The organism is Pseudomonas sp. 22490, assembly GCF_052044465.1.
Taxonomy (GTDB): domain Bacteria; phylum Pseudomonadota; class Gammaproteobacteria; order Pseudomonadales; family Pseudomonadaceae; genus Pseudomonas; species Pseudomonas aeruginosa.
Genome location: NZ_JBQENS010000001.1, coordinates 240,582 through 261,068, shown reverse-complemented (window position 1 = coordinate 261,068; position 20,487 = coordinate 240,582). Strand labels below are relative to the sequence as shown.

The following is a 20,487-nucleotide window of genomic DNA, read 5'->3' as shown; positions in this document are numbered from 1 at the left end:
CCACGCCGGGACGTCGACCGCTCCGTTCGGACAGCTTGGCTTGTCGGCGCTAGCGGCGACAATGGCGCCTACCCGTAGCCGCCGGCAGTCCGTCCATGTCCTCCCGCCAATCGTCCCGCAACGCTTCCACCCCGTATCTGGCCAAGGCCTTCCAGGCAACGGCCATCGTCGTGGTGAGCTACTTCCTCTACTGGACCTACCAGCTCTACCAGTACGGCGAGATTCCCATCAGCAAGAAGGACGTGATGCTGCGCCAAGCCATCCTCGCGCGCTTTCCGGCGGACTACGAGGTGGAGATCAAGGGCGCCGACCTGCTCGGCTTCGGCGAGAAATTCCTGGTCGCCTACGGCAATCGGCGCTTCGTCGGCAAGGCCTTCGCCATGGACGACCAGGTCATCGAGCGCCTGGAGCGGAACCAGGGACGGACCAACCTGCCGCTGGTGAAGGTGTTCTACATCGCCGAACCCGGCCTCCTCTCCTCGCTGCTCAACCTCTCCCCGTTCCTGGATATCCAGAAGAACATGGTCGAGCTGAGCCTCCGGGAATACCGGAAGATCCAGTTGGTCCCCTTCGATCCGGACGCGAAGCGGAAACCGCGCGAGCAGTTCGAAACCGATTATGCCTTCCCCCAGCTGTTCAGCCTCAGCCAACTGGAAGTCGCCGACTACGACGGCGACGGCCGCGACGAACTGCGCCTGGGCTACCTGTCCTACGCCGGCGGTTCGGGAGGGACGCGCTGGTCGGTGATCTACGACCTGAAGGACGGCGCGCTGACCGCCCATTCCGGCTATCCGGAAATGCTCGACATCGACGTCGCCCGGTTCATCCAGGCGGTCAACCTGTACGCCGGCCTCGACGGCACCCTGCCGCGCGACCAGCGTCAGCTGGAAGACGTGGTCGGCCGAGGCAGCGAGCGCTTCGCGCTGACCGCCGCGGAGCGCCAGGCACTGGTCGCCGACCCGCAGCAGCGGGACGACTACGCCAGGGTCCTGATGAGCCTTTCGCCGCGCTCGCCCTACGCCCCCGATCGCTTCATCGACCTCGGCGACGGCAGCCGACTGAGCCTGGCCCCGCGCCATACCGACGATTACTCGACCTTCCTCGACATCGGCGGGAAGAAAATCTTCGTCGAAGCCTTCTACGTCGACGACGACGCCTGCCACTGGTGCGAGCATCGCTGGCGAGTGATGGCTTTCCATTACGACGACGGTCGCTGGATCTCGGACCGCACCATCAACGGCGACAGCTTCAACGGGCAATGGCTGCGCAACGCGGAGCCGCTGGGCCTCAACGACGTTTTCGGTACCTACCGCGACCAGGGCCCGGCGGGCCTGGCCTGGTCCTTCATCGACCCGCGCTGGACCGCCTCCAGCCAGCATGACATGGACGATCCGCTGGGCGTGGGAATGCGCACCCTGTCGCCGGTGGAGCAATGGGTGAAGGAACGCTATCGGGAAAACTGAGGCAGGCCTTCAGCGCAACTGGCTGTCCTTGCTGCCGCGGCGGTTGTAGCCGCTGAACTTCGCCTGTTCCCTGTCGTGCTCGGCCTGGCAGTTGACGCACAGGCGCACGCCGGGAATCGCTCGGCGCCGCGCTTCGGGGATAGTCGCGTCGCACTCTTCGCAATGGGTCAGGCTCTCGCCACGAGGCAACTGGCTGCGCGCACGAGCGATGGCATCCTCGATCGTGCTGTCGATCTGTTCCTGCACCGCACCGTCGTTCGCCCACCCGCTGGCCATGACTGACTCCTCTGGCTGAAACCCTGGAACCTCCAGATATGGGCGTTCGCCCGCGGCTTTGCAAGGGCGGCGCGACCATCGGCCTGGCGTGGCACAATCGCCAGCCAAGCCTGGAGGTACACCGCATGATGGGACCGTTCCGCCGCCTCGCCCACCTGATCGACCAGGGCCGCCAGCTCGACGCCGCGCTCGCCGGCGATCCGTTCGCCCTGCCGGCGCCGGAGGACCGCTATAGCGTCCGGCAACTGCACGGCCTGTATCCGCGCCGTCATCCCGGTCTCTACGCACCGCTGCTCGGCAGCCTGGCGCTGCTGCTCGGTGCCGCGCCGCTGGGTCTTGCCGCGCTGCGCCTGGCATTGCCGGAGGCTCCTTTGCGGCCGCTGGGCTGGCTCTCCGCCCTGCCGCTGCTGGCGGCCTGGCTGTGGCTGATCGCCCTGCTCTCCCGTGGCGCCAGCCTCGGCCCGCGCCTGGCCCGCGACGCCAGCCTGCTGCTGGTCGCCACCGGGCTCCTGCTGCGCCTGGCCAGCGGCGAGACGTCGGGCCTGGTGGCGCTCGGCGGCGGCGCCTGTGCCTGGCTGCTGTTCAACAGCCGGGCGATGCAACGCTACATGGAACTGGTCTACGCCCAGCGCCTGTACCGCGCCCAGTCGGCCAACCGCCCCGGTTCGGCGCAGCGGCGCCTGGCCAACCAGGCCGCCTACCGCGAACGCAAGCGACGCGAGCGCTCCGGGCGATCCTGAGCCAGCCTGTCGCACTGCGACCTTCTGCGCATTGGCGGGCGTCGCCGACCTGCAGGCGCGGCAGCGCAACATGGGCCTGGCCTGAAATCGCCTACTCTTTGACTTCCATGTAGTCGCGGGCCCAGGCCTGGTATTCCTCGGGGAAGGTGTACTTCTTCGACAGCTCCGAGGCGGTCAGGTCCGAGGCCACCGCACCGCGCTCCTCGCGCAGGCAGTCGTAGGTCGCCTTGATCGCGGCGAAATAGGCGGCGTGGCCGTTGACCACGACACGCACGCCGAGCCGCGCCAGGCGGGCGTCGTCGCGCAGTTGCGGATTACCGTAGGTGACCAGCATCAGCGGGATGTGCAGGTGCTCGGCGATCGCCTCGAGGTGGGCGAAGTCGCGCACGCCGACCAGGCAGATACCATCGGCGCCGGCTTCCTGGTAGGCCAGGGTGCGCTGGATCACCGCATCGACGTCGATCAGTTCGGCGTTGGTCCGGGCAATGATGGTCAACGCCGGGTCGACCCTCGCCTCCAGGGCCGCGCGGATCTTGCCGACGCCTTCCTCGACGCAGATCAGGTCGGTGGACTTGCGCCCGAACTGCGCCGGCAGCAGGGTGTCCTCGATGGTCAGCGCGGCGATTCCGGCGCGCTCCAGTTCGACCACCGTACGCATCACGTTCAGCGCGTTGCCGTAGCCGTGGTCGGCGTCGGCGATCACCGGCAGGCGCGCCACCCGGCCGATGCGGGTGGCCTGCTCGACGAATTCGCTGAGGGTGATCAGGGCGAAGTCCGGCGCCGCCAGGACCTGCAGGGAAGCCACCGAACCGCCGAGGATACCGCACTCGAAGCCGAGGTCGGCGGCGATACGCGCCGACATGGGATCGAACACGGAAGCGGTGTGGTAGCAACGGGAGGAGTCCAACAGCGCGCGAAACATCGCACGCAACTCATGGTGTGAGGCTCTATGCATGGCGAAATCCAGGACAACACGGCAAGACGGAGTGGGAAAGCAGCGCCAACATAGCACCATGCGCAGGCCCCTTGGCAAATCCGTATACAAAGGTCGGGGCGGCCCGCACGGACGTCCCAGGACGCTTCCTGCCGATCGCCGGCGGTGAAATCTACGACGCTCTCGCATACACTGCGCGGCCGTTTTTTTCCCGGACCGTTTCGCGCCATGAACCCGAGCACCGCCGCCCGCGCCCTGGGCATCGATTTTGGCACCTCCAACTCCACCGTCGGCTGGTGGCGGCCGGAGGTCGAACCGCTGATCGAGCTGGAGGACGGCAAGATCACCCTGCCCTCGGTGGTGTTCTTCAACGTCGAGGAGCGCCGCCCGGTCTACGGCCGCCAGGCGCTCGGCGAGTACCTGGAGGGCTACGAGGGCCGGCTGATGCGCTCGCTGAAGAGCCTGCTGGGCTCCAAGCTGCTGAAGAGCGAGACCACCGTGCTCGGCAGCGCCCTGCCGTTCAAGGACCTGCTCGGCCTGTTCATCGGCCAGCTCAAGGCGCGCGGCGAGGCCGCCGCCGGGCAAGCCTTCGACGCGGTGGTGCTGGGTCGCCCGGTGTTCTTCGTCGACGACGACCCGGAGGCCGACCGCGAGGCCCAGGACACCCTGGTGCAGGTGGCCAACAAGCTCGGCTTCAAGGAGGTTTCCTTCCAGTACGAACCGATCGCCGCGGCCTTCGACTACGAGCGCGGCATCCAGCGCGAGGAACTGGTCCTGATCGTCGACATCGGCGGCGGCACCTCGGACTTCTCCCTGGTGCGCCTGGCGCCGGAGCGGCGCAACCTGGCCGAGCGCCAGGACGACATCCTGGCCACCGGCGGCGTGCACATCGGCGGTACCGACTTCGACAAGCAGCTCAGCCTGGAAGGCGTGATGCCGCTGTTCGGCTACGGCAGCCGGATGAAGAGCGACGCCTTCATGCCCACCAGCTACCACCTGAACCTGGCCACCTGGCACACCATCAACGCGGTGTACGCGCAGAAGTCGCAATTGGCGCTGAAGAACATGCGCTACGACATCGTCGACAGCACCGGCATCGACCGCCTCTTCAGGCTCATCGAGGAACGCGCCGGGCACTGGCTGGCGATGCAGGTGGAAGACAGCAAGATCCGCCTGACCGAAACCGAGCGCCTGCACCTCTCGCTGGAGCGCATCGAGGCCGGGCTCGGCGTGGAGCTGACCCGTGGGCTGTTCGAGAACGCCGTCGACGGACTGCTGGAGCGCGTGCGCAACAGCGTCGCGCAACTGCTGGCCTCGGCCGGGGTCGACCCGGACCGGGTCGACACGGTGTTCTTCACCGGCGGTTCGAGCGGCATTCCGGCGCTGCGCCGGAGCGTCTCGGCGATGCTGCCCAACGCCCGTCATGTCGAGGGCAACCTGTTCGGCAGCATCGGCAGTGGCCTGGCCATCGAGGCGAAGAAGCGCTACGGCTGAGCCGCCCTGGCCGCGCCCCTGCCCTATAGGGGGATAAGGTCACACCGGGCCCGCCATGGCGGATAACCGCGAGCGGTTATTCGCCCTACGCCAAGACCACGCCACACCCGTCCGCAGGGCGGATAGCGCCACAGGCGTTATCCGCCGCCACACCGAGCCCGACGAGGGTGGGGCTCACTTCTTCAGGCAGGTGCTCATGAACGCCTTGCGTTCGTCGCCCTTGAGCGCCTTGGCGGTGGCATCGGCGTTGCAGGTCTTCATCTTCTCCTGCTGGGTCGCCGCCTTGGCGCTGCCGCCGGCCTTCAGGCAACTGCTCATGAACGCCTTGCGTTCGTCGCCCTTGAGCGACTTGGCACTGGCGTCGGCGTTGCAGCTCTTCATCTTCTCCTGCTGGGCGGTGGCCTTGCCGCCGGCAGGCGCGCCGGCCTTCAGGCAGCCGCTCATGAACGCCTTGCGTTCGTCGCCCTTGAGCGCCTTGGTGGTGGCCTCGGCGTTGCAGGCGGTCATCTTCTCCTGCTGCGCGGTGGCAGCGAAACCATGGGCCGAGACGGCCATGGCCAATACGAACATCGGGATACGCAGGATATTCATCGAACTCTCCTTGAAGGGCTGCACGTTCGCATGCAGGTGCGCTGAAGTCTAGCGACTGCGGCGGGCTTTGCAGGGGCTGGGAACGCGTCCTGTGCGCTTGCGACAAGCGTCATGTTTCGCGGCTAGACTGACGCCTCGCACGAGGAGGAGTTCCATGCAACAGGTCATCGCGGTGAGCCTCTGCGCCACCCACGCGTTCAGCAAGCAGGTGCGTCCCGCCATCCGCCTCCTGAAAGGTCTCGGCGTCGAGGGCGACGCCCACCACGGCGTCACCGTGAAGCACCGCTCGCGGGTGCGGCAGGACCCGACCCAGCCGAACCTGCGCCAGGTCCACCTGATCCACGAGGAACTGCACGACGAGCTACGCGCCAGCGGCTTCGCCATCGGCCCGGGGACCATGGGCGAGAACATCACCACCCGTGGCGTCGACCTGCTCGGCCTGCCCACCGGCACCCGCCTGCGCCTGGGGGAAAGCGCCCTGGTCGAGCTGACCGGCCTGCGCAATCCCTGCTCGCAGCTGGACAACTACCAGCCCGGACTGACCGCCGCCGTGCTCGGCCGCGACGAACAGGGCAACCTGATTCGCAAGGCCGGGGTGATGGCGATCGTCCTGGAAGACGGCGAGGTTCGCCCCGGCGACGCCATCGATATCCAGCTGCCCCCCTTGCCGCACCGGGCCCTGGAGAAGGTCTGAGGCAATCCGCCGCGATTCCGGGCGAACTCTGCGCGAGGGCCTGCGTTCCAATGTTGGCAAGCACCGCTCAACCACAAGGAGTCACAGCATGTACAAGCAGTCACTGGCGGCACTGTTCGTGATGGCAACCCTGGCCGGCTGCGCGTCGACCAAGGTGCAGAACCCGGTCAACTACATCACCTTCCGCAACGAACCGCTGGTCAAGGATGTCGAGAAAGGCATGAGCCAGCAGGAAGTCCTGCGCATCGGCGGCACGCCTTCCGGCACCCAGAAGCGCCTGATGAAACCGGGGAGCTGCAACAGCTACATCCTCAACAAGGACGGCCAGCAGCAGCCGTTCTACGTCAGTTTCGACGGCAGCGGCAAGGTCGACGGCTCGGGCTTCCTGAGCTGCTCCGAGCTGGACCGCCACGAGCGCGACGCCCGCCCCTGACGGCTCGACGCCCCGCTTCCTTACGGAGGCGGGGCGTCTGCGTTCAGGCCCGGGACAGGGCCTCGATCAGTTCGGCCTTGCGCATCGTCGAACGACCGCGGATGTCGCGCTTGCGCGCCAGCTGCATCAATTCCTCGCGGGTCATCTCGCTCACCGAGGTACTGCCTTGACGTTTGCCACGGCTCGCCGAGCCGCGGTTGGCCGGTCTCCCTGAGCGGGCCTGGGCGGCGCGATGGGCCGAGTCCTTGCGGTCGGCGCGCTTGGCCGTCTCGCTCTTGGCGCGGCCGGAACCGCCCTTGCGCTCGCCGCCGCCGGACTGCTTGTTCACCGTCGCCCAGGCGCGCGCCTCGGCTTCCGATTCGCTCACACCCTTGGCCTTGTAGCTCTCCTCGATGTGCTCGGCCTTGCGCTGCTGCTTGTCGCTGTACTTGCTCTTGTCGCCACGGGGCATGGGGATATCTCCCTTTGCGATGGGTTCACTGTTGGGACCGGGAGGCGACGGCGGACGTTCAGAGAAAGTGCGCACCGGCACAAACCCCTTGACCTTGCCCCAGGGGCAATCCGTAGTCTGCCGGTATCCCGCAGCAGGAACCGGAAATGCTCACCATCGGCCAACTGGCGCGAATCTTCGAGATCTCCACCAAGACGCTTCGCCACTACGATGCCATCGGCCTGTTCGTCCCCGCGCGCACCGGTAGCGACAACGGCTACCGCTACTACCAGCCGGAACAGATCGAGCAGCTCTCGCGCATACTCGCGCTGCGCCGGCTGGACGTTCCGCTGGAAGCCATCGACCGCCTGAAACGCGATGGCGCGCTGGACGACCCGCAACGCCTGCGGCATTTCCTGCAACGACACCAGCACACCCTGCGCGAAGAGATCAGCGCCCGCCAGCGCCTGCTGGCGGAACTCGACCGAACCCTGGCGACGCTCGCCCACTGGAGGATCCGCAACATGCATGCACGAATCGTCGAACGTCCCGCCTTCAGCGTGGTGGGCATGGAATACTTCGGCAGCGCCCCCGGCGACACCATCGGCCAGCTCTGGGAACGCTTCATCCCGCGCGAGCACGAGATCGCCGGCAAGCACGATCCCGAGGTCTCCTATGGCATCTGCGCGCAGCAGCCCAACGGCGAATTCCACTACGTCGCCGGCTTCGAGGTGCAGGAGGGCTGGCCGGTGCCGGAGGGCATGGTGCGCTTCCAGGTGCCAGCGCAGAAGTACGCGGTGTTCACCCACAAGGGCACGGCGCCGCAGATCGCCGAGAGCTTCCAGGCGATCTACAGCCACCTGCTCGCCGAACGCGGCCTGGAGCCCAAGGCGGGGGTCGACTTCGAATACTACGACCAGCGTTTCCGCGGACCGCTGGATCCGAACTCGCAAGTCGACCTGTATATCCCCATCTACTGAATCAGCGCTTGCCGGCCGGCACCTTGGCTGGCAAGCGCATGCGCTGCAGCAGCGCGGTGCACTGGTTGTCGTCGCTTTTGCTCGGCGCCACCAGCGCCAGCAGGCTGGCCGCCGGGCCCACCGTCACGCCGAGGGCTATCATTCCCGCGCCGCGCGCCACCAGCGGCCCGGCATGGACCCCGGCGTCGGGCTTGGCGAAGGTGCCGCGCACGTACAGCGGCGAGCGCAGCGAGAAGATCCGCAAGCCCTTGCTGTGCGGGGTGACATCGAGATCGAGCTTCTCATTGGCGAAGTTCACCGTGCCGTCGACGTTGACCAGCGCGTTCTCGGTGTCGAAGACGAACAGCCGGCTGGTCATCAGGCCCTTCTGCAGGCCGAAGTCGGCGGCCGCGCAGTTGATCTTCACCTCGTCGTCGCCGAACAGCTTGGTCACCAGGTAGTTTCCGACATTGAGGCCGGCGATTTCGGTCAGGCCCTTGCTGATCGCGCCGTCGTTGATCAGCATCTTCAATTCGCCATCGGCGCCGCCGAGGATCTTCGCCACCGAATTGCCACTGCCGCTGAGACTGGCGTCGCCGTTCAGCTCGCCGAAGCTGGTCTGCATCGGCGCGAAGCCGGGGAACAACTGCTTCAGCTTGAAGCCCCGCGCGCTCATCTTCACTCGGCTCTGCATCGGCTGCTTGCCGCCGTCCAGGCGGATGTCCGACTCCAGCTTGCCGCCGGCCACGCCGAAGCGCAGGGGCTCCAGGCGCAGCAGGCCGTCGTTGAGCACCAGATGGGTATAGAGGTCGCTGATCGGCAACTGGTCGCTGTGGACGATACGCTTGCCGGTGAATTCCACGTCGGCGTCCATGTCGCGCCAGCGCTCGGTACGGAATTCCTCCACCGGCAGCACCTTGTCGCCCGGCTGGCGGCTGGTCTGCCCGCGCTTCTGTTTTTCGGCATTGCTGTCGGCGCCGATCAGCGGGCCGAGGTCGGCGAAGCGCAGCTGCTCGGAGGTCAGCTTGCCGGACAGCTTCGGCCTAGGCTGGCGAGCGACGAAGGTCAGGCTGCCGTGCAGGTCGCTGGCGCCGACCTTGCCGTTGAAGTTCTCGTAGCGGAACAGTGCGCCGCCCTCCTCCTTGAGCCGCGCCAGCAGGTGTCCGTCGGTGGAGTAGGCCGGAGTGTCCGGCAGGGTGATGCCGGTCAGCGGATAGAGATTGGCCATGCTGGTCCCGGACAGCTTCAGGCGCAGGTCGAGGGCGCCGAGGTTGAGCGGGTCGGTCAGGGTGCCGACCACCGCGGCACGGGTGCTGCCGGCACTGACCTCGGCCTGTAGCGGGAAGGGCTTGCTCGCATCCTGCAACGCCAGCATCCCGCCGACCTTGCCCGAGCCGGCCAGAGCCTGGCCCTTGTAGGTGCCCTTGACCTTCCAGCCGAACACATAGTCCTGGGCGTTCGCCGCATCGCCCGTGGCCAGCGCCTTGCCGGCCAACTGACCGAACGGCACCGGCTTGCCGAGCGGGTCGACCAGCACTTCCAGGCGGGTCTTCAAACGCTGGTCGTCGAGGCTGACGCTACCCTTGTCGAAACCGATCTCGCGGATGTCCAGTTGCCAGGCGGACGGCTCGTCGCTGTCGCTGGCAGGCAGGTCGAAATCCCAGTTGGCGCGGCCGTCGGCCAGGCGCAGGAGGTCGGCGCGCGGCTGGGTCAGCTTGATCTGTGGAATGCGGATGGTCTGCCAGAGCAACGGCAACAGCGCGAGGCGGAATTCGATGCGTTCCAGGCTGGCGAACTCGCTCGCCTTGGTCTTGCCCGCCGTCCACTCCGGGTTGCCGAGGGTGATGTCCTCGGCGCTGAAGCGCGGCCAGGGGATCCAGGCGCGCCAGCCTTCCTCGCCCTCCTCGCGGCGCCAGGCCACGGCGAGGTTGCCGTTGATGGCGAACGGGCGGTTCAGCGCCGCCGAGACCTTTTCGTTGAGGGTGGGCTTGATCAGGTTCCAGTCGAAGGTGGCGATGAACACCACCAACGCCGCCAGCAGCAGGACCAGGCTGGCGAGGCTCCAGGTCAGGATCTTTCGGCCGCGCGTCATGCACAACTCCTTTTCGCCGCGTCGGTTGTCGGGCAGGCGCGGCAGCGCGCCTCGCTCAGCCCGTCAGTGTGCAGGCTGGCCCATGGACTCGCCAGCGCGAATACGCCGGCCCGTTCCGTTAGGACCGGCGAAACGCCGGCATTGCTCCCCGTCCCACGCATTTCAGGCAAAAGGCCAGTTCGGCGGCGGGTCGATAAAACTTTTTCGACCGCGCGGGACTCACACCTTAGGTAAGCAGAAAAAGCCGGCCGCAGAGCCGGCCCTTTTCACCGGATCAGCCTCAAGGAGAAAACCGATGACCACCGTTCAACTGACGGACGTCCAGACCCTTCGCGACCGTGCCCGCAAGAACATCCAGGAAGGCGCGGTCACCGAAGGCTATTCGGCCGATCGCCAGACCGTCCTGCGCCTGCTCAACGAAGCGCTCGCCACCGAGTTGGTCTGCTTCCTGCGCTACAAGCGCCACTACTTCATGGCCACCGGCCTTAAGGCGAGCATCGCCGCCGCCGAGTTCCTCGAGCACGCCAACCAGGAAATGCAGCATGCCGACCAGTTGGCCGAGCGCATCATGCAACTGGGCGGCGAGCCGGACTTCAATCCGCGCGGCCTGGAGGAGCGCTCCCATGCCGAATACGTCGAAGGCAAGACCCTGAAGGACATGGTCACCGAGAACCTGATCGCCGAGCGCATCGCCATCGACAGCTATCGCGAGATCATCACCTACCTCGGTAACGACGACCCCACCACCCGACGCATTTTCGAGGAAATCCTGGCCCAGGAAGAAGAACACGCGGACGACATGGCCGACATCCTCGACGACCTCGCCTGACTCCAGAGCAAGACCCGTCCGAGAGCCGGCGCCCGCAGCGCCGGCTTTTCTTTTCGCCTTATTTATCCAATTTATCGATTAAATAGAGAAAAGCTAACTATCCTTTACGAAATCTTCGACATCACAAAAATAATCAACTAACTTACTGATAAATAATAAGAAAACACATAATCACCCATGTCGATAGACACTATCATCGCACTTCGTTTTTAAATCGACTTATCCGAACTGAAAATGACTCCAACGCAATCGACAACCCACTCGGAGTCACCGTCATGAAAGCTTCCCTGATCCTCGGCCTCGCCCTCGCCACCCTGACCGCCAACGCCGCCTTCGCCGCCGATGGCTCCAGCCGCACCATCGACCGGCTGCACCAGGACATGTCCAGCGTCGAACTGCGCATCGCCGACAACGGCAGCGAGCAGACCGTCGACCGCCTGCACAAGGACATGACCAAGGCCGAAGCCCGCCTGGCCGACAACGGCAGCGAACAGACCGTGGACCGCCTGCATCGCAGCATGAGCCGTTTCGACCTGCGCACCGCCTGACCGCTCGTTACGCCGCAAGGCGCGAGAAAAGCCCGGCTCGATGCCGGGCTTTCCTATTTTCCCATCCCTGTCGCGCTGGGCGCATGGCCCGAGGCAAGCCGCACTCTCCCGCCTCAGACTCCGCTGAACCAGTTGTAGCCCTGGTCCTCCCAGTAACCTCCGGGATTGCTGTTGCTGACGAAGATCTCCACCACGTGCTTGGCGTTCTTGAAGCCGAGCTTGGTGGGAATCCGCAGGCGCAGCGGATAGCCGTTCTCCTCCGGCAGCGCCTGCCCGGACATCTCCAGCGCCAGCAGGGTCTGCGGATGCAGCGCGCTGGGCATGTCGAGGCTGGAGTAGTAGCGGTCGGCGCACTTGAAGCCAACGTACTTCGCCGAGGTGTCGGCGCCGACCAGCTCCAGGAAGGTGCGCAGCGGCACTCCGCTCCACTGGCCGATCGCGCTCCAGCCCTCGATGCAGATCAGTTGCGTGACCTGGCTGGCCTGCGGCAGCCGGCGCAGTTGCTCCAGGCTCCAGGGGCGCTTGTCGCGGACCCGCCCGGAAACCTGCAGGCGGTATTCCGGCAGGTCGATCTCCGGCACGTTGTAGGCCGGGTAGAACGCGTTGAAGGGGAACGGCGAGGCCACCTGCGACGGATCGAAGGTCGGCGCCAGCCGCGTACGGCTGAACAGCCAGGCCTGGACCCGGTCGTTCCAGCGCGACATGGCCCAGAGTACCTTGTCGACCGAATCGCCATCCTGTAGCCGGCACCCCGAGAGCATCGCCAGGGCGCCCAGGGACAGGCCGCCGCGCAACAGCAGGCGGCGTTGCAAATCGACTATCTGCCGCTCGCTGGACGGGTCGATCGCGATCTTCGCGCGCTTCTTCTCCGGCCCCTTCATCCTTCGCTCCTCCGTCCGCGCCGCCACTCGCGTCCGATGATCATCGGCAGCAGGGTGCGCGGCACCAACAGCACCAGCAGCAGGTGCACGACGACGAACCCGACGACCCCGGCCATGGCCAGGAAATGCACCCAGCGCGCCCCCTGGAAGCCACCGAACAGCGCGGTCAGCCCGTGCAGTTGCACCGGTTTCCAGATCGCCAGCCCGGACAGCACCAGCAGCGCGCCGAGCGCCAGGACCAGCCAGTACAGCAGGCGCTGCACCGCGTTGTAGCGGCCCGGCTCATGGACCAGGCGCAGGCCGAGGGCGAGGCGCAGGTCGCGCCAGACGCCGGCCGCGCTCAAAGGCAGGAAGTCGCGACGAAAATGCCCGCTGGACAGTCCGTGGGCGAGGTAGCACAGGCCGTTGCCGAGCAGCAGCCACATGGCGGCGAGATGCCAGGCGATGGAACCGCCGAGCCAGCCGCCGAGGGTCGCCCAGGCGGGAAAACGGAAATCCAGCAGCGGCGAAGCGTTGTAGATGCCCCAGCCGCTGCCGATCAGGCAGGCCATGGCATAGGCATTGAGCCAGTGGCAGAGTCTCACCGGCCAGGCGTGCAACGCACGGTTCATGGCTTTTCTCCCAGGAAACCCGGCCGGGACGGACGCGCCGTCCCGGCGAAACCTCACATCGGCGGGGTCACGCCGTCCTTGCCGACCGAGATGGCCAGGGCGGTGAGGCTGCCGTCGGCGCCCTTCTGCGGGAACAGCACGACCTTGGCGCCAGGCTTGAGCAGGCTGCGCTCGCCCGGCTCCAGGCTGACGATGGGCACGTCGTCCGGCACCACCACGGTCTTCTCGCCATCGCCGTATTTCACGGTCATGCGCCGGCCCTGGCTGACCACCAGGTTGCCGACCGTACCGTTGGTCATGGTCGAGGCGCTGCCATCGGCGTTCTCCCAGGGCCGGTGGCCTTCGCCGCTGCCGCGCAGGCTGGGGGCGAAGACATGCACCTCGAGGGCCTTCAGGGTGCCGTCGGGCTGCGGCACAGCGGCGGTGCCGATGAAGCTGTCGGGCTGGATGTCCTCCGGCTTCGCCAGCGACACGGCGCGAATCGCGGTCTTGTCGGTGAGCCTGACCGTCAGTTGCTGGCCGTTGCGGGCCTTCAGTTGCAGGTGGTCGTCGGCGGCCTGCTGGATGGTGCCGCGCAGCGGCTGCAGCATGCCCGCAGGCGGTTGCGCGGCGAAGCTGGCGGCACTGGCCAGGAGCAGGCCGAAGAACAGCGCGGGGGAAGCCTTGAGTCGAAGCATCGGTCGATCCTCGGTGGGGTTGAGCCTCGATGGTCGCCCCGCCGGCGGTACCCGGAGATGACTTTCGCATGACAAAAATGTCACCGAATCCGCGCCGCGCGCTGGCTAGAATGGCGGCGAACGAGGGGGAACGAGACATGCGCATCCTGGTGATCGAAGACGATACGAAGACCGGCGAGTACCTGAAGAAGGGCCTCGGCGAGTCGGGCTATGCGGTCGACTGGTCGCAGCACGGCGCCGACGGTCTCTACCTGGCGCTGGAGAACCGCTACGACCTGGTGGTCCTCGACGTGATGCTGCCCGGCCTGGACGGTTGGCAGATCATGGAAGTGCTGCGCAAGAAGCACGATGTGCCGGTGCTCTTCCTCACCGCCCGCGACCAGCTGCAAGACCGTATCCGCGGCCTCGAACTGGGTGCTGACGACTACCTGGTGAAACCCTTCTCCTTCACCGAGTTGCTGCTGCGTATCCGTACCCTGCTGCGCCGCGGCGTGGTCCGCGAGGCAGAGCAGGTGCAACTGGCCGATCTGCAGCTGGACGTGCTGCGGCGCAAGGTCAGCCGCCAGGGGCAGGTGATCGCCCTGACCAACAAGGAGTTCGCCCTCCTGCACCTGCTGATGCGCCGCGAGGGCGAGGTGCTGTCGCGCACCCTGATCGCCTCGGAGGTCTGGGACATGAACTTCGACAGCGACACCAACGTCGTCGACGTGGCGATCAAGCGCCTGCGCGCCAAGGTCGACAATCCCTTCCCGAACAAGCTGATCCATACCGTGCGCGGCATCGGTTACGTCTGCGAGGAGCGCCCGTGCCCGCCCGCCGCTCCCTGACCCTCTACGCGGCGCTGCTGTTCGCCGCGGTGGCGGCGCTGGTGGTCAGCGCGGTCGGCTTCTACCTGTACCGCTCGGTGGAAGAGGCGATGCTGCGGCGCAGCGACGTGATGGTCGCCGGCCGGGTCGAGCACTTCCGCAACCTGCTGCGCGACAACCTCACCCTGGCCGAGCTGAAGGCGCGCCCGCGTCTGTTCGAGAACATGCTCGGCAACGAGCAGGACATCCTGCTCCTCGGTCAGCCCGGCGAGGCGCCGATCGTCGCGGTCAACCCGCGCCACGAACGCCTGCCGTCGCTACGGGTGGTCGCCGCCGGCCAGGCGTTGAATCCGTCCGTCGTGCACGCCGCGCTGACCCACGACGGCATCCCGATGCGCGTGCTCGCCGCCGAGGTCCTGGTCGGCGGCCGCGAGCCGTTGCAGATCACCGCCGCGCACCTGCTGCTGGGCGAGACGCGGATGCTCGCCCAGTACCGCGACCGGGTCATCGCCGCCGTGCTGCTGGCGTTCCTCGGCACCGCCCTGCTCGGCTGGCTGGTCCTGCGCCACGGCCTGCGCCCGCTGCGCACGCTGGCGGCGAAGGCGGCGGAGATCCATCCGACCAGCCTGGATACCCGCCTCGACGTCGCCGCCGCGCCTGCCGAGTTGCAGCAGGTGGCACAGTCGTTCAACGCCATGCTCGAACGCCTAGACGACGGCTACCAGCGCCTGCAGCAGTTCTCCGCCGACCTCGCCCATGAGATCCGCACGCCCATCGGTTCGCTGATGGGCCACGGCCAGGTGGCCCTGCGCCAGCCGCGCAGCAACGAGGAGTACCAGGCGCTGATCGCCTCCAACCAGGAAGAGCTGGAGCGCATCGCGCGGATGGTCGAGAGCATCCTGTTCCTCGCTCGCGCCGACGACGTACGGGCAGCGGTGGAGCGCAGCCGCCTGGACCTGGGCGAAGAACTGCGGCGCCAGGCGGAGTATTTCGAAGGGCTGGCCGAGGAACGTGGGCTGAGCCTCGACGTCCAGGTCAGCGGCCAGCTACGCGCCGATCCGCAACTGTTCCGCCGGGCGCTGAGCAACCTGCTGGCCAACGCCATCCGCTACGCCAGCGCCGACAGCCTGATCGAAGTGCGCGGCCTGCGCCGATCGGGGGAATTCCTGCTGAGCGTGGAGAACGCCTGCGACAGGCTGCCGGCCGAACCGCTGTCGCGCCTGTTCGACCGTTTCTACCGTGGCGACGCCGCGCGCAGCGACGCCCAGTCCAGCGGTCTCGGCCTGGCCATCGTCCAGGCGATCATGCGCCTGCACGGCGGCCGCGCCGAAGCGAGTGCACCGGCTCCGGGACGCATCCGCTTCGACCTGGCGTTCCCGGCTCAGGACTGAGCAGGTTTCTCGCCGGCGTCCGGCTCGCCGTCGGAGCGGCCGATATTCGCCGGCGCCTCCACCACCAGCTCCTCCGGCACTTCCTCGACGCGCGGGTCGAGGGTGGCGGCCATCGGGCTGACCGTGTCCGGCATCGCCACGTGTTGCAGCGGCGCCTCGTCGACCCGGTGTTCGCCGGTGACGCGCTTGGGCTGCACCCAGAACACCAGCAGCACCGCGTAGCCGGACACCAGCATGTAGAACAGTCCCGGACCGAAGTGGCGCATCAGCGCGCCGGCCACCAGCGGACCGATACAGGCGCCGACCCCGTAGGTGGTCAGGAGCATCGCCGACAACGCGACCCGGCGCGGCTGCTCGACGTGGTCGTTGGCCAGCGCCACCGCCAGCGGATAAAGGGTGAACAGCAGCATGCCGGTAACGAACCCGTTGGCCAGCAGCAACCAGTACGGCAGCGTCACCAGCCCCCACATCGGGATCGAGGCCAGGCACAGCAGCACCGCATTGCCGCGGATCAGCCAACTGCGGTCGAGGCGGTCGGACAGCCAGCCCAGCGGCCACTGCGCACAGAAGCCGGCGACGATGCACATGCCGACGAAGAAACTCGATTGCGAGGCATCCAGGCCGTTGCGGTTGGCGTAGACCGGCGCCAGGCCGTAGAAGGCGCCGACCATCAGGCCGGCGATGAAGATGGTGCCCAGCGCCTGCGGCACGCGCTGCCAGAAGAAACGCACTTCCAGCGGCGCGGCGACCAGCTTGGCCGGGTGCACGCGCCGGGTCATGGCCAGCGGGATCAGGCACGAGGCGAAGCAGATGGCGACCAGCAGCAGCGGCTTGTAGTCGAGGGTCGGGCTCAGCGCCAGCAGGCCCTGGCCGAGCACCAGGCCAAGGTCGACGGCGACCATGTAGCCGGCGAACACCTTGCCGCGCTGGTGGCTCTCGGCCTGCTCGTTGAGCCAGCTCTCGATCACCATGTACTGGTTCATCATCACCGCGCCGGTGATGAAGCGCAGCAGCAGCCAGACTTCCAGCTGATCGACCAGGGCATGCAGCAGCACGGTCACGGTGGCAATCCCGGCGCAAGCCACGTAGGAGCGGATATGGCCGAAGCTGGCGATCAGCTTGTGTCCGAATTTTCCACCGCAGACCAGGCCGAAATAGTAGGACGCCATCAGCCCGCCGACCCACAGGTCGCCTGCGCCTTCCTGGGTCAGGCGCAGGCCGATGTAGGTGGTGAACAGGCCGGAGCCGGCCAGCATGAGCAGGGTGGCGGTGTAGAGCGCGGGAAAGGTGACGAGCGGGCTGAACATGACGGTTCCTGGACGGACGGGCCCCACGGCCGGCATCCGCCGAGCATTGTTAGATTCGGGAAGGATCGACGCTGCTGGCCGATCGCGGGCGCAGGCCGTCCTGCGTTCGGCGAGACTCCGACGCCACGCGGCGGCCGGAAGCCACGTCGCGGTGCACAGGGCGGCATTATCCCCGCTCCGGAGCGGCCCCGCCACGGGCGCCGCGAGCGTTCCGTCGGCTCAGCCGCGCCCCGCCGGGAGGGGCTCGCGCGGCGGCAGCCGATATACCCAGATGCGCCGCAAGACAGTGAGGAATTGCCGTCCCAGGCGTCCGCTGTTGTAGGTCTGCCCGTAGCGCCGGGCGATTTCGCGGACCTCGCGGGACAACGCGGCGTAGCGACGCGCCGGCAGGTCCGGGTAGAGGTGGTGCTCGATCTGGTGGCTGAGGTTGCCGGTCAGGATGTGGAACAGCGGCCCGCCCTCCAGGTTGCTGGAGCCGCGCAACTGGCGCAGGTACCAGTGGCCACGGGTCTCGCCCTCCAGCACCGAGGGCGGGAAGACCACCGCCTTCTCGGTGAAGTGGCCGCAGAAGATCACCGTGAAGGTCCACAGGTTGCGCAGCACGTTGGCCAGCAGGTTGCCGACGAACACCGCGCCAAAGCCGCCGGCGAACAGGCCGAGAAGCGGGAACAGCAGGTAGTCCTTGGTCCACTGGCGACCCAGCTTGGCACGCAGGCGGCGTAGCAGCGGCATGAGTTCGGCCTTGTCCAGGCGCCCCTTGGCGTACTTGTCCAGGCGCAGATGCTGGATCGCCACCGCGTACTGGAACAGCAGCGCCTGCAGCGTCACCCACAGCGGTTGCCAGCGGTAGAACGGCTTCCAGCGCTGCTCCGGGAACAGGCGCACGACCCCGTAGCCGACGTCGTCGTCCTTGCCCAGCACGTTGGTGTAGGTGTGGTGGATATGGTTGTGGGTGTGCCGCCAGAAGTCGGACGGCCCGGCGATGTCCCACTCGTAGGCGCGGCCGGCGAATTCCGGATCGTTCATCCAGTCGTACTGGCCGTGCATGACGTTGTGGCCCAGTTCCATGTTCTCGAGGATCTTGCCCAGGCCGAGAAGCAGGCTGCCGAGCAGCCAGGTCGGCGGCAGCCAGCCGAACATCAGCAGCGCCCTGCCGCTCCAGCAGCAGACGCGCACCGCCGCGCGGACCCGGCGGATGTAGCGCGCGTCGTCCGCGCCGAGATCGGCCAGGGTACGCTGGCGCAGGGCGTCGAGTTCGGCGCCGAAGGCCGCCAGTTGTTCCGGGGTCAGTTCGCGGTCGTCGCGCATCGCAGGGCTCGCAGGTCGGTTCACAGGTCCAGCGCCAGGTCGCCGTGGGCGGCGCTGACGCAGAGGCGGATAGGCTGGCCGGGCTCGCTGCACAGCGCGCCGCTGCGCAGGTCGCGCACGCAGCCGCTGAGCAGGACGCAGGTGCAACTGGCACAGATGCCCTGGCGGCAACCGTGGGCCGGGCGCAGGCCGTGGGCCTCGGCCTGTTCCAGCAGGCTGGCGGCGCTGTCGCCGGAGACTTCCCGCTGCGACCGGGCGAAGCGCAGGCGCACTTCGCGCGGCGCCTCCCCGCTGCGCCAGCGCGGGACGCTGAAGGATTCCGTCTGCAAGCCGGCGAAGCGTGCCCCCAGTTGCTCGCCCACCGCCTCGACGAAAGCCGCCGGCCCGCAGGCCAGGGCCTGGCTGCGTGCCAGGTCGGCTGCCCAGCCGTCCAGGTGGCGCGGCTGGAAATGCCCCTCCAGGCAGCCATCGGCCCGCGCCCCGCGGGTCAGGCTCCAGCGCAACTCCAGGTTCGGGTGGCGCGCCGCCAGCGCCTCCAGCTCGCCGAGCCAGGCGCGCTGGCCGGGATGACGGACGTAGTGCAGCCACAGCACGGGACCGCGATAGCCGTTCTCCAGCGCCTCGCGGAGCAGGCCGAGCAAGGGCGTCAGGCCGCTGCCGGCGGCCAGCAGGCAGACCGCCTCGGCCTGCATCGGCCAGCGCAGATCGCCTTGCGCGGGTTGCAACTCGACACGCTGGCCGACCGCCAGGTGTTCGCACAACCAGGGCGAGAGCAGCCCGTCCGGGTGACGCTTGACGGCGATTTCCAGGCGCTCGCCGACCACCCGGGTCAGGCTGTAGCTGCGCCCGACCCGCACCCCGTCGCGCTTCGCCAGCAGCTGGATGTGCTGGCCCGGCCGCGCCGGCGGCCAGCCGGGGGCGGTACGCAGGGCCAGGGCGAGCATATCGTCGGCCACCCAGTAGCGTGCCTCGACCCGCGCATAGTGGCGGTTCAACGACGCCAGCGGATGGGCGTGGCGCAGCAGGCCGTCGACATCGGCCTCACGCAGCCAGCCACGGGCGGCGAGACGGCGCAGGGGTGCGAGCAAAGGGGTCAGGAGCGCGAGGGGAAGCAAGGCCATGGAAAATATTTCAGTGAACGATCGTTCACAAAACTTTGCCCGTTCCGCGCAATCGAGTCAACAAGCGTTCACTGATGTATCCTTCGACCGCTGCCGTCCCCGGTTCGACCGGGTCGCAGGGCTTTTGCTACAGTCGCCGGTCCGCCAAAGGAAGCCGTATGTCCTCACCCCGCGCCGAACAGAAACAGCAGACCCGCCACGCGCTGATGAGCGCCGCGCGCCACCTGATGGAAAGCGGGCGCGGCTTCGGCAGCCTCAGCCTGCGCGAAGTGACGCGCGCCGCCGGCATCGTCCCGGCCGGCTTCTACCGGCACTTCAGCGACATGGACCAGCTCGGCCTGGCGCTGGTCGCCGAAGTCGACGAGACCTTCCGCGCCACCCTGCGCGCGGTGCGCCGCAACGAGTTCGAACTGGGCGGGCTGATCGACGCCTCGGTGCGCATCTTCCTCGACGCGGTCGGCGCCAACCGCTCGCAGTTCCTCTTCCTCGCCCGCGAGCAATACGGCGGCTCGTTGCCGATCCGCCAGGCCATCGCCAGCCTGCGCCAGCGCATCACCGACGATCTGGCCGCCGACCTGGCGCTGCTGAACAAGATGCCGCACCTCGACGGCGCGGCCCTCGACGTGTTCGCCGACCTGGTGGTGAAGACTGTCTTCGCCACCCTTCCGGAGCTGATCGACCCACCCGCCGCCGATCTGCCGCCGCACCTGATGCCGGCCGCGAAGATCACCCACCAGCTGCGTTTCATCATGATCGGCGGCAAGCACTGGCACGGCCTGCCCGGCTGACCCCGCACCTCCCCAGCGGACCTCCGGCTCGGCGTTCGTCCGCGGACTAGACGCGCGCGCACCTTTCCGGTGCGGCAAAAAAGTCGTTGCGCACCAACCTGGCGCGCTGCAATA

22 protein-coding genes and 1 pseudogene are annotated in these 20,487 nt (G+C 67.5%); 11 read left to right on the top strand and 12 right to left on the bottom strand.

All coding sequences use genetic code 11. From position 1 onward, the window contains the following. The first annotated feature begins 95 nt into the window (after window positions 1–95). Window positions 96–1,463, top strand: coding sequence for a hypothetical protein (locus ACTJJX_RS01115; RefSeq protein ID WP_016852184.1), 1,368 nt, complete (start codon window positions 96–98; stop codon window positions 1,461–1,463). Window positions 1,464–1,472: 9 nt separating this feature from the next. On the opposite strand, the gene ACTJJX_RS01110 is transcribed toward ACTJJX_RS01115, so the two are convergent. Next, a complete protein-coding gene (locus tag ACTJJX_RS01110) occupies window positions 1,473–1,739 on the bottom strand; it encodes a DksA/TraR family C4-type zinc finger protein (protein WP_003099395.1) in 267 nt (88 codons plus the stop codon). A gap of 125 nt (window positions 1,740–1,864) precedes the next feature. Between ACTJJX_RS01110 and ACTJJX_RS01105 the strand changes: the two genes are divergently transcribed. Further along, the gene (locus ACTJJX_RS01105) at window positions 1,865–2,479 is read left to right on the top strand and encodes a hypothetical protein (protein ID WP_003121124.1); all 615 of its coding nucleotides are present in this window, start codon (window positions 1,865–1,867) and stop codon (window positions 2,477–2,479) included. A gap of 91 nt (window positions 2,480–2,570) precedes the next feature. Here the strand turns inward: ACTJJX_RS01105 and ACTJJX_RS01100 are convergent, their stop codons facing one another. Further along, the gene (locus ACTJJX_RS01100; RefSeq protein WP_003121125.1) at window positions 2,571–3,434 is read right to left on the bottom strand and encodes an isocitrate lyase/PEP mutase family protein; all 864 of its coding nucleotides are present in this window, start codon (window positions 3,432–3,434) and stop codon (window positions 2,571–2,573) included. Window positions 3,435–3,641: 207 nt separating this feature from the next. Between ACTJJX_RS01100 and ACTJJX_RS01095 the strand changes: the two genes are divergently transcribed. Further along, window positions 3,642–4,907, top strand: coding sequence for an Hsp70 family protein (locus ACTJJX_RS01095; RefSeq protein ID WP_003095476.1), 1,266 nt, complete (start codon window positions 3,642–3,644; stop codon window positions 4,905–4,907). 174 nt (window positions 4,908–5,081) lie between these two features. Here ACTJJX_RS01095 and ACTJJX_RS01090 read toward each other — a convergent pair whose 3' ends face one another. Continuing rightward, window positions 5,082–5,351 (bottom strand): PsiF family protein, encoded by a 270-nt coding sequence (locus ACTJJX_RS01090; RefSeq protein ID WP_058133593.1) that lies wholly within the window; start codon window positions 5,349–5,351, stop codon window positions 5,082–5,084. Further along, window positions 5,346–5,462, bottom strand: a pseudogene (locus ACTJJX_RS01085) (PsiF family protein); the annotation flags it as partial. The gene ACTJJX_RS01090 and the pseudogene ACTJJX_RS01085, both read right to left, overlap by 6 nt. Before the next feature lie 190 nt (window positions 5,463–5,652). Between ACTJJX_RS01085 and ACTJJX_RS01080 the strand changes: the two are divergent. Together ACTJJX_RS01080 and osmE are read left to right on the top strand one after the other, a co-directional pair. Further along, window positions 5,653–6,192: an MOSC domain-containing protein gene (locus ACTJJX_RS01080; RefSeq protein WP_003095483.1), complete on the top strand. Its 540-nt coding sequence runs from the start codon at window positions 5,653–5,655 to the stop codon at window positions 6,190–6,192. 88 nt (window positions 6,193–6,280) lie between these two features. Next, complete coding sequence (gene osmE, locus ACTJJX_RS01075) at window positions 6,281–6,625, top strand: osmotically-inducible lipoprotein OsmE (RefSeq protein WP_003095488.1); 345 nt, start codon at window positions 6,281–6,283, stop codon at window positions 6,623–6,625. Window positions 6,626–6,668: 43 nt separating this feature from the next. On the opposite strand, the gene ACTJJX_RS01070 is transcribed toward osmE, so the two are convergent. After that, complete coding sequence (locus tag ACTJJX_RS01070; RefSeq protein ID WP_003095492.1) at window positions 6,669–7,076, bottom strand: Rho termination factor N-terminal domain-containing protein; 408 nt, start codon at window positions 7,074–7,076, stop codon at window positions 6,669–6,671. Window positions 7,077–7,222: 146 nt separating this feature from the next. Here ACTJJX_RS01070 and brlR point away from each other — a divergent pair, with 146 nt between their 5' ends. Continuing rightward, window positions 7,223–8,035 carry a c-di-GMP-binding multidrug transporter transcriptional regulator BrlR gene (brlR, locus tag ACTJJX_RS01065; RefSeq protein WP_003095496.1) on the top strand — a complete coding sequence of 271 codons (813 nt, stop codon included), beginning with the start codon at window positions 7,223–7,225 and terminating at the stop codon, window positions 8,033–8,035. A 1-nt stretch (window position 8,036) separates the two neighbouring features. On the opposite strand, the gene ACTJJX_RS01060 is transcribed toward brlR, so the two are convergent. After that, the gene (locus tag ACTJJX_RS01060; RefSeq protein WP_016852185.1) at window positions 8,037–10,106 is read right to left on the bottom strand and encodes an AsmA family protein; all 2,070 of its coding nucleotides are present in this window, start codon (window positions 10,104–10,106) and stop codon (window positions 8,037–8,039) included. 295 nt (window positions 10,107–10,401) lie between these two features. Between ACTJJX_RS01060 and ACTJJX_RS01055 the strand changes: the two genes are divergently transcribed. Further along, on the top strand, window positions 10,402–10,935 hold the full coding sequence (locus ACTJJX_RS01055) for a ferritin-like domain-containing protein (protein ID WP_003095503.1): 534 nt from the start codon (window positions 10,402–10,404) through the stop codon (window positions 10,933–10,935). Window positions 10,936–11,210: 275 nt separating this feature from the next. Beyond that, entirely contained in the window at window positions 11,211–11,483 is a 273-nt protein-coding gene (locus tag ACTJJX_RS01050; protein WP_003161884.1) for a hypothetical protein, read from the top strand. 113 nt (window positions 11,484–11,596) lie between these two features. Here the strand turns inward: ACTJJX_RS01050 and ACTJJX_RS01045 are convergent, their stop codons facing one another. The 3 genes from ACTJJX_RS01045 to ACTJJX_RS01035 are packed head-to-tail and all read right to left on the bottom strand — an operon-like array spanning window position 11,597 to window position 13,652. Beyond that, window positions 11,597–12,364 (bottom strand): molybdopterin-binding protein, encoded by a 768-nt coding sequence (locus ACTJJX_RS01045; RefSeq protein ID WP_016852186.1) that lies wholly within the window; start codon window positions 12,362–12,364, stop codon window positions 11,597–11,599. Next, window positions 12,361–12,975, bottom strand: coding sequence for a cytochrome b/b6 domain-containing protein (locus tag ACTJJX_RS01040; RefSeq protein WP_003161310.1), 615 nt, complete (start codon window positions 12,973–12,975; stop codon window positions 12,361–12,363). Before ACTJJX_RS01040 ends, ACTJJX_RS01045 begins: the two co-directional genes overlap by 4 nt. A 53-nt stretch (window positions 12,976–13,028) precedes the next feature. Then, the gene (locus ACTJJX_RS01035; RefSeq protein WP_003116116.1) at window positions 13,029–13,652 is read right to left on the bottom strand and encodes a hypothetical protein; all 624 of its coding nucleotides are present in this window, start codon (window positions 13,650–13,652) and stop codon (window positions 13,029–13,031) included. Between the two features lie 137 nt (window positions 13,653–13,789). On the opposite strand from ACTJJX_RS01035, the gene ACTJJX_RS01030 reads away from it, so the two are divergent. Both ACTJJX_RS01030 and ACTJJX_RS01025 read left to right on the top strand, forming a co-directional pair. Further along, the gene (locus tag ACTJJX_RS01030; protein WP_003095515.1) at window positions 13,790–14,479 is read left to right on the top strand and encodes a heavy metal response regulator transcription factor; all 690 of its coding nucleotides are present in this window, start codon (window positions 13,790–13,792) and stop codon (window positions 14,477–14,479) included. Continuing rightward, window positions 14,458–15,849: a sensor histidine kinase gene (locus ACTJJX_RS01025; protein ID WP_003099516.1), complete on the top strand. Its 1,392-nt coding sequence runs from the start codon at window positions 14,458–14,460 to the stop codon at window positions 15,847–15,849. Before ACTJJX_RS01030 ends, ACTJJX_RS01025 begins: the two co-directional genes overlap by 22 nt. Here ACTJJX_RS01025 and ACTJJX_RS01020 read toward each other — a convergent pair. The 3 genes from ACTJJX_RS01020 to ACTJJX_RS01010 all read right to left on the bottom strand — a co-directional run bounded on the left by ACTJJX_RS01020 (window position 15,840) and on the right by ACTJJX_RS01010 (window position 19,585). Continuing rightward, entirely contained in the window at window positions 15,840–17,156 is a 1,317-nt protein-coding gene (locus ACTJJX_RS01020) for an MFS transporter (protein WP_003095519.1), read from the bottom strand. The two genes, ACTJJX_RS01025 and ACTJJX_RS01020, sit on opposite strands and share 10 nt — an antisense overlap. Window positions 17,157–17,375: 219 nt before the next feature. Next, window positions 17,376–18,488, bottom strand: a complete 1,113-nt coding sequence (gene desB / locus ACTJJX_RS01015; RefSeq protein ID WP_016852187.1) for a fatty acid desaturase DesB — start codon at window positions 18,486–18,488, stop codon at window positions 17,376–17,378. Then, complete coding sequence (locus ACTJJX_RS01010) at window positions 18,485–19,585, bottom strand: ferredoxin reductase (protein ID WP_016852188.1); 1,101 nt, start codon at window positions 19,583–19,585, stop codon at window positions 18,485–18,487. The genes desB and ACTJJX_RS01010 overlap by 4 nt, the downstream gene beginning before the upstream one ends. 158 nt (window positions 19,586–19,743) lie before the next feature. Here ACTJJX_RS01010 and desT point away from each other — a divergent pair, with 158 nt between their 5' ends. Further along, complete coding sequence (gene desT / locus ACTJJX_RS01005) at window positions 19,744–20,373, top strand: TetR family transcriptional regulator DesT (protein WP_003107570.1); 630 nt, start codon at window positions 19,744–19,746, stop codon at window positions 20,371–20,373. Window positions 20,374–20,487 lie beyond the last annotated feature (114 nt).

What these genes read in the sequence shown, in the direction of transcription:
- ACTJJX_RS01115 (WP_016852184.1), top strand. Translation starts at nt 96, where the DNA reads ATGTCCTCCCGCCAATCGTCCCGCAACGCTTCCACCCCGTATCTGGCC.
- ACTJJX_RS01110 (WP_003099395.1), bottom strand. Translation starts at nt 1,739, where the DNA reads ATGGCCAGCGGGTGGGCGAACGACGGTGCGGTGCAGGAACAGATCGAC.
- ACTJJX_RS01105 (WP_003121124.1), top strand. Translation starts at nt 1,865, where the DNA reads ATGATGGGACCGTTCCGCCGCCTCGCCCACCTGATCGACCAGGGCCGC.
- ACTJJX_RS01100 (WP_003121125.1), bottom strand. Translation starts at nt 3,434, where the DNA reads ATGCATAGAGCCTCACACCATGAGTTGCGTGCGATGTTTCGCGCGCTG.
- ACTJJX_RS01095 (WP_003095476.1), top strand. Translation starts at nt 3,642, where the DNA reads ATGAACCCGAGCACCGCCGCCCGCGCCCTGGGCATCGATTTTGGCACC.
- ACTJJX_RS01090 (WP_058133593.1), bottom strand. Translation starts at nt 5,351, where the DNA reads ATGAGCGGCTGCCTGAAGGCCGGCGCGCCTGCCGGCGGCAAGGCCACC.
- ACTJJX_RS01080 (WP_003095483.1), top strand. Translation starts at nt 5,653, where the DNA reads ATGCAACAGGTCATCGCGGTGAGCCTCTGCGCCACCCACGCGTTCAGC.
- osmE (WP_003095488.1), top strand. Translation starts at nt 6,281, where the DNA reads ATGTACAAGCAGTCACTGGCGGCACTGTTCGTGATGGCAACCCTGGCC.
- ACTJJX_RS01070 (WP_003095492.1), bottom strand. Translation starts at nt 7,076, where the DNA reads ATGCCCCGTGGCGACAAGAGCAAGTACAGCGACAAGCAGCAGCGCAAG.
- brlR (WP_003095496.1), top strand. Translation starts at nt 7,223, where the DNA reads ATGCTCACCATCGGCCAACTGGCGCGAATCTTCGAGATCTCCACCAAG.
- ACTJJX_RS01060 (WP_016852185.1), bottom strand. Translation starts at nt 10,106, where the DNA reads ATGACGCGCGGCCGAAAGATCCTGACCTGGAGCCTCGCCAGCCTGGTC.
- ACTJJX_RS01055 (WP_003095503.1), top strand. Translation starts at nt 10,402, where the DNA reads ATGACCACCGTTCAACTGACGGACGTCCAGACCCTTCGCGACCGTGCC.
- ACTJJX_RS01050 (WP_003161884.1), top strand. Translation starts at nt 11,211, where the DNA reads ATGAAAGCTTCCCTGATCCTCGGCCTCGCCCTCGCCACCCTGACCGCC.
- ACTJJX_RS01045 (WP_016852186.1), bottom strand. Translation starts at nt 12,364, where the DNA reads ATGAAGGGGCCGGAGAAGAAGCGCGCGAAGATCGCGATCGACCCGTCC.
- ACTJJX_RS01040 (WP_003161310.1), bottom strand. Translation starts at nt 12,975, where the DNA reads ATGAACCGTGCGTTGCACGCCTGGCCGGTGAGACTCTGCCACTGGCTC.
- ACTJJX_RS01035 (WP_003116116.1), bottom strand. Translation starts at nt 13,652, where the DNA reads ATGCTTCGACTCAAGGCTTCCCCCGCGCTGTTCTTCGGCCTGCTCCTG.
- ACTJJX_RS01030 (WP_003095515.1), top strand. Translation starts at nt 13,790, where the DNA reads ATGCGCATCCTGGTGATCGAAGACGATACGAAGACCGGCGAGTACCTG.
- ACTJJX_RS01020 (WP_003095519.1), bottom strand. Translation starts at nt 17,156, where the DNA reads ATGTTCAGCCCGCTCGTCACCTTTCCCGCGCTCTACACCGCCACCCTG.
- ACTJJX_RS01010 (WP_016852188.1), bottom strand. Translation starts at nt 19,585, where the DNA reads ATGGCCTTGCTTCCCCTCGCGCTCCTGACCCCTTTGCTCGCACCCCTG.
- desT (WP_003107570.1), top strand. Translation starts at nt 19,744, where the DNA reads ATGTCCTCACCCCGCGCCGAACAGAAACAGCAGACCCGCCACGCGCTG.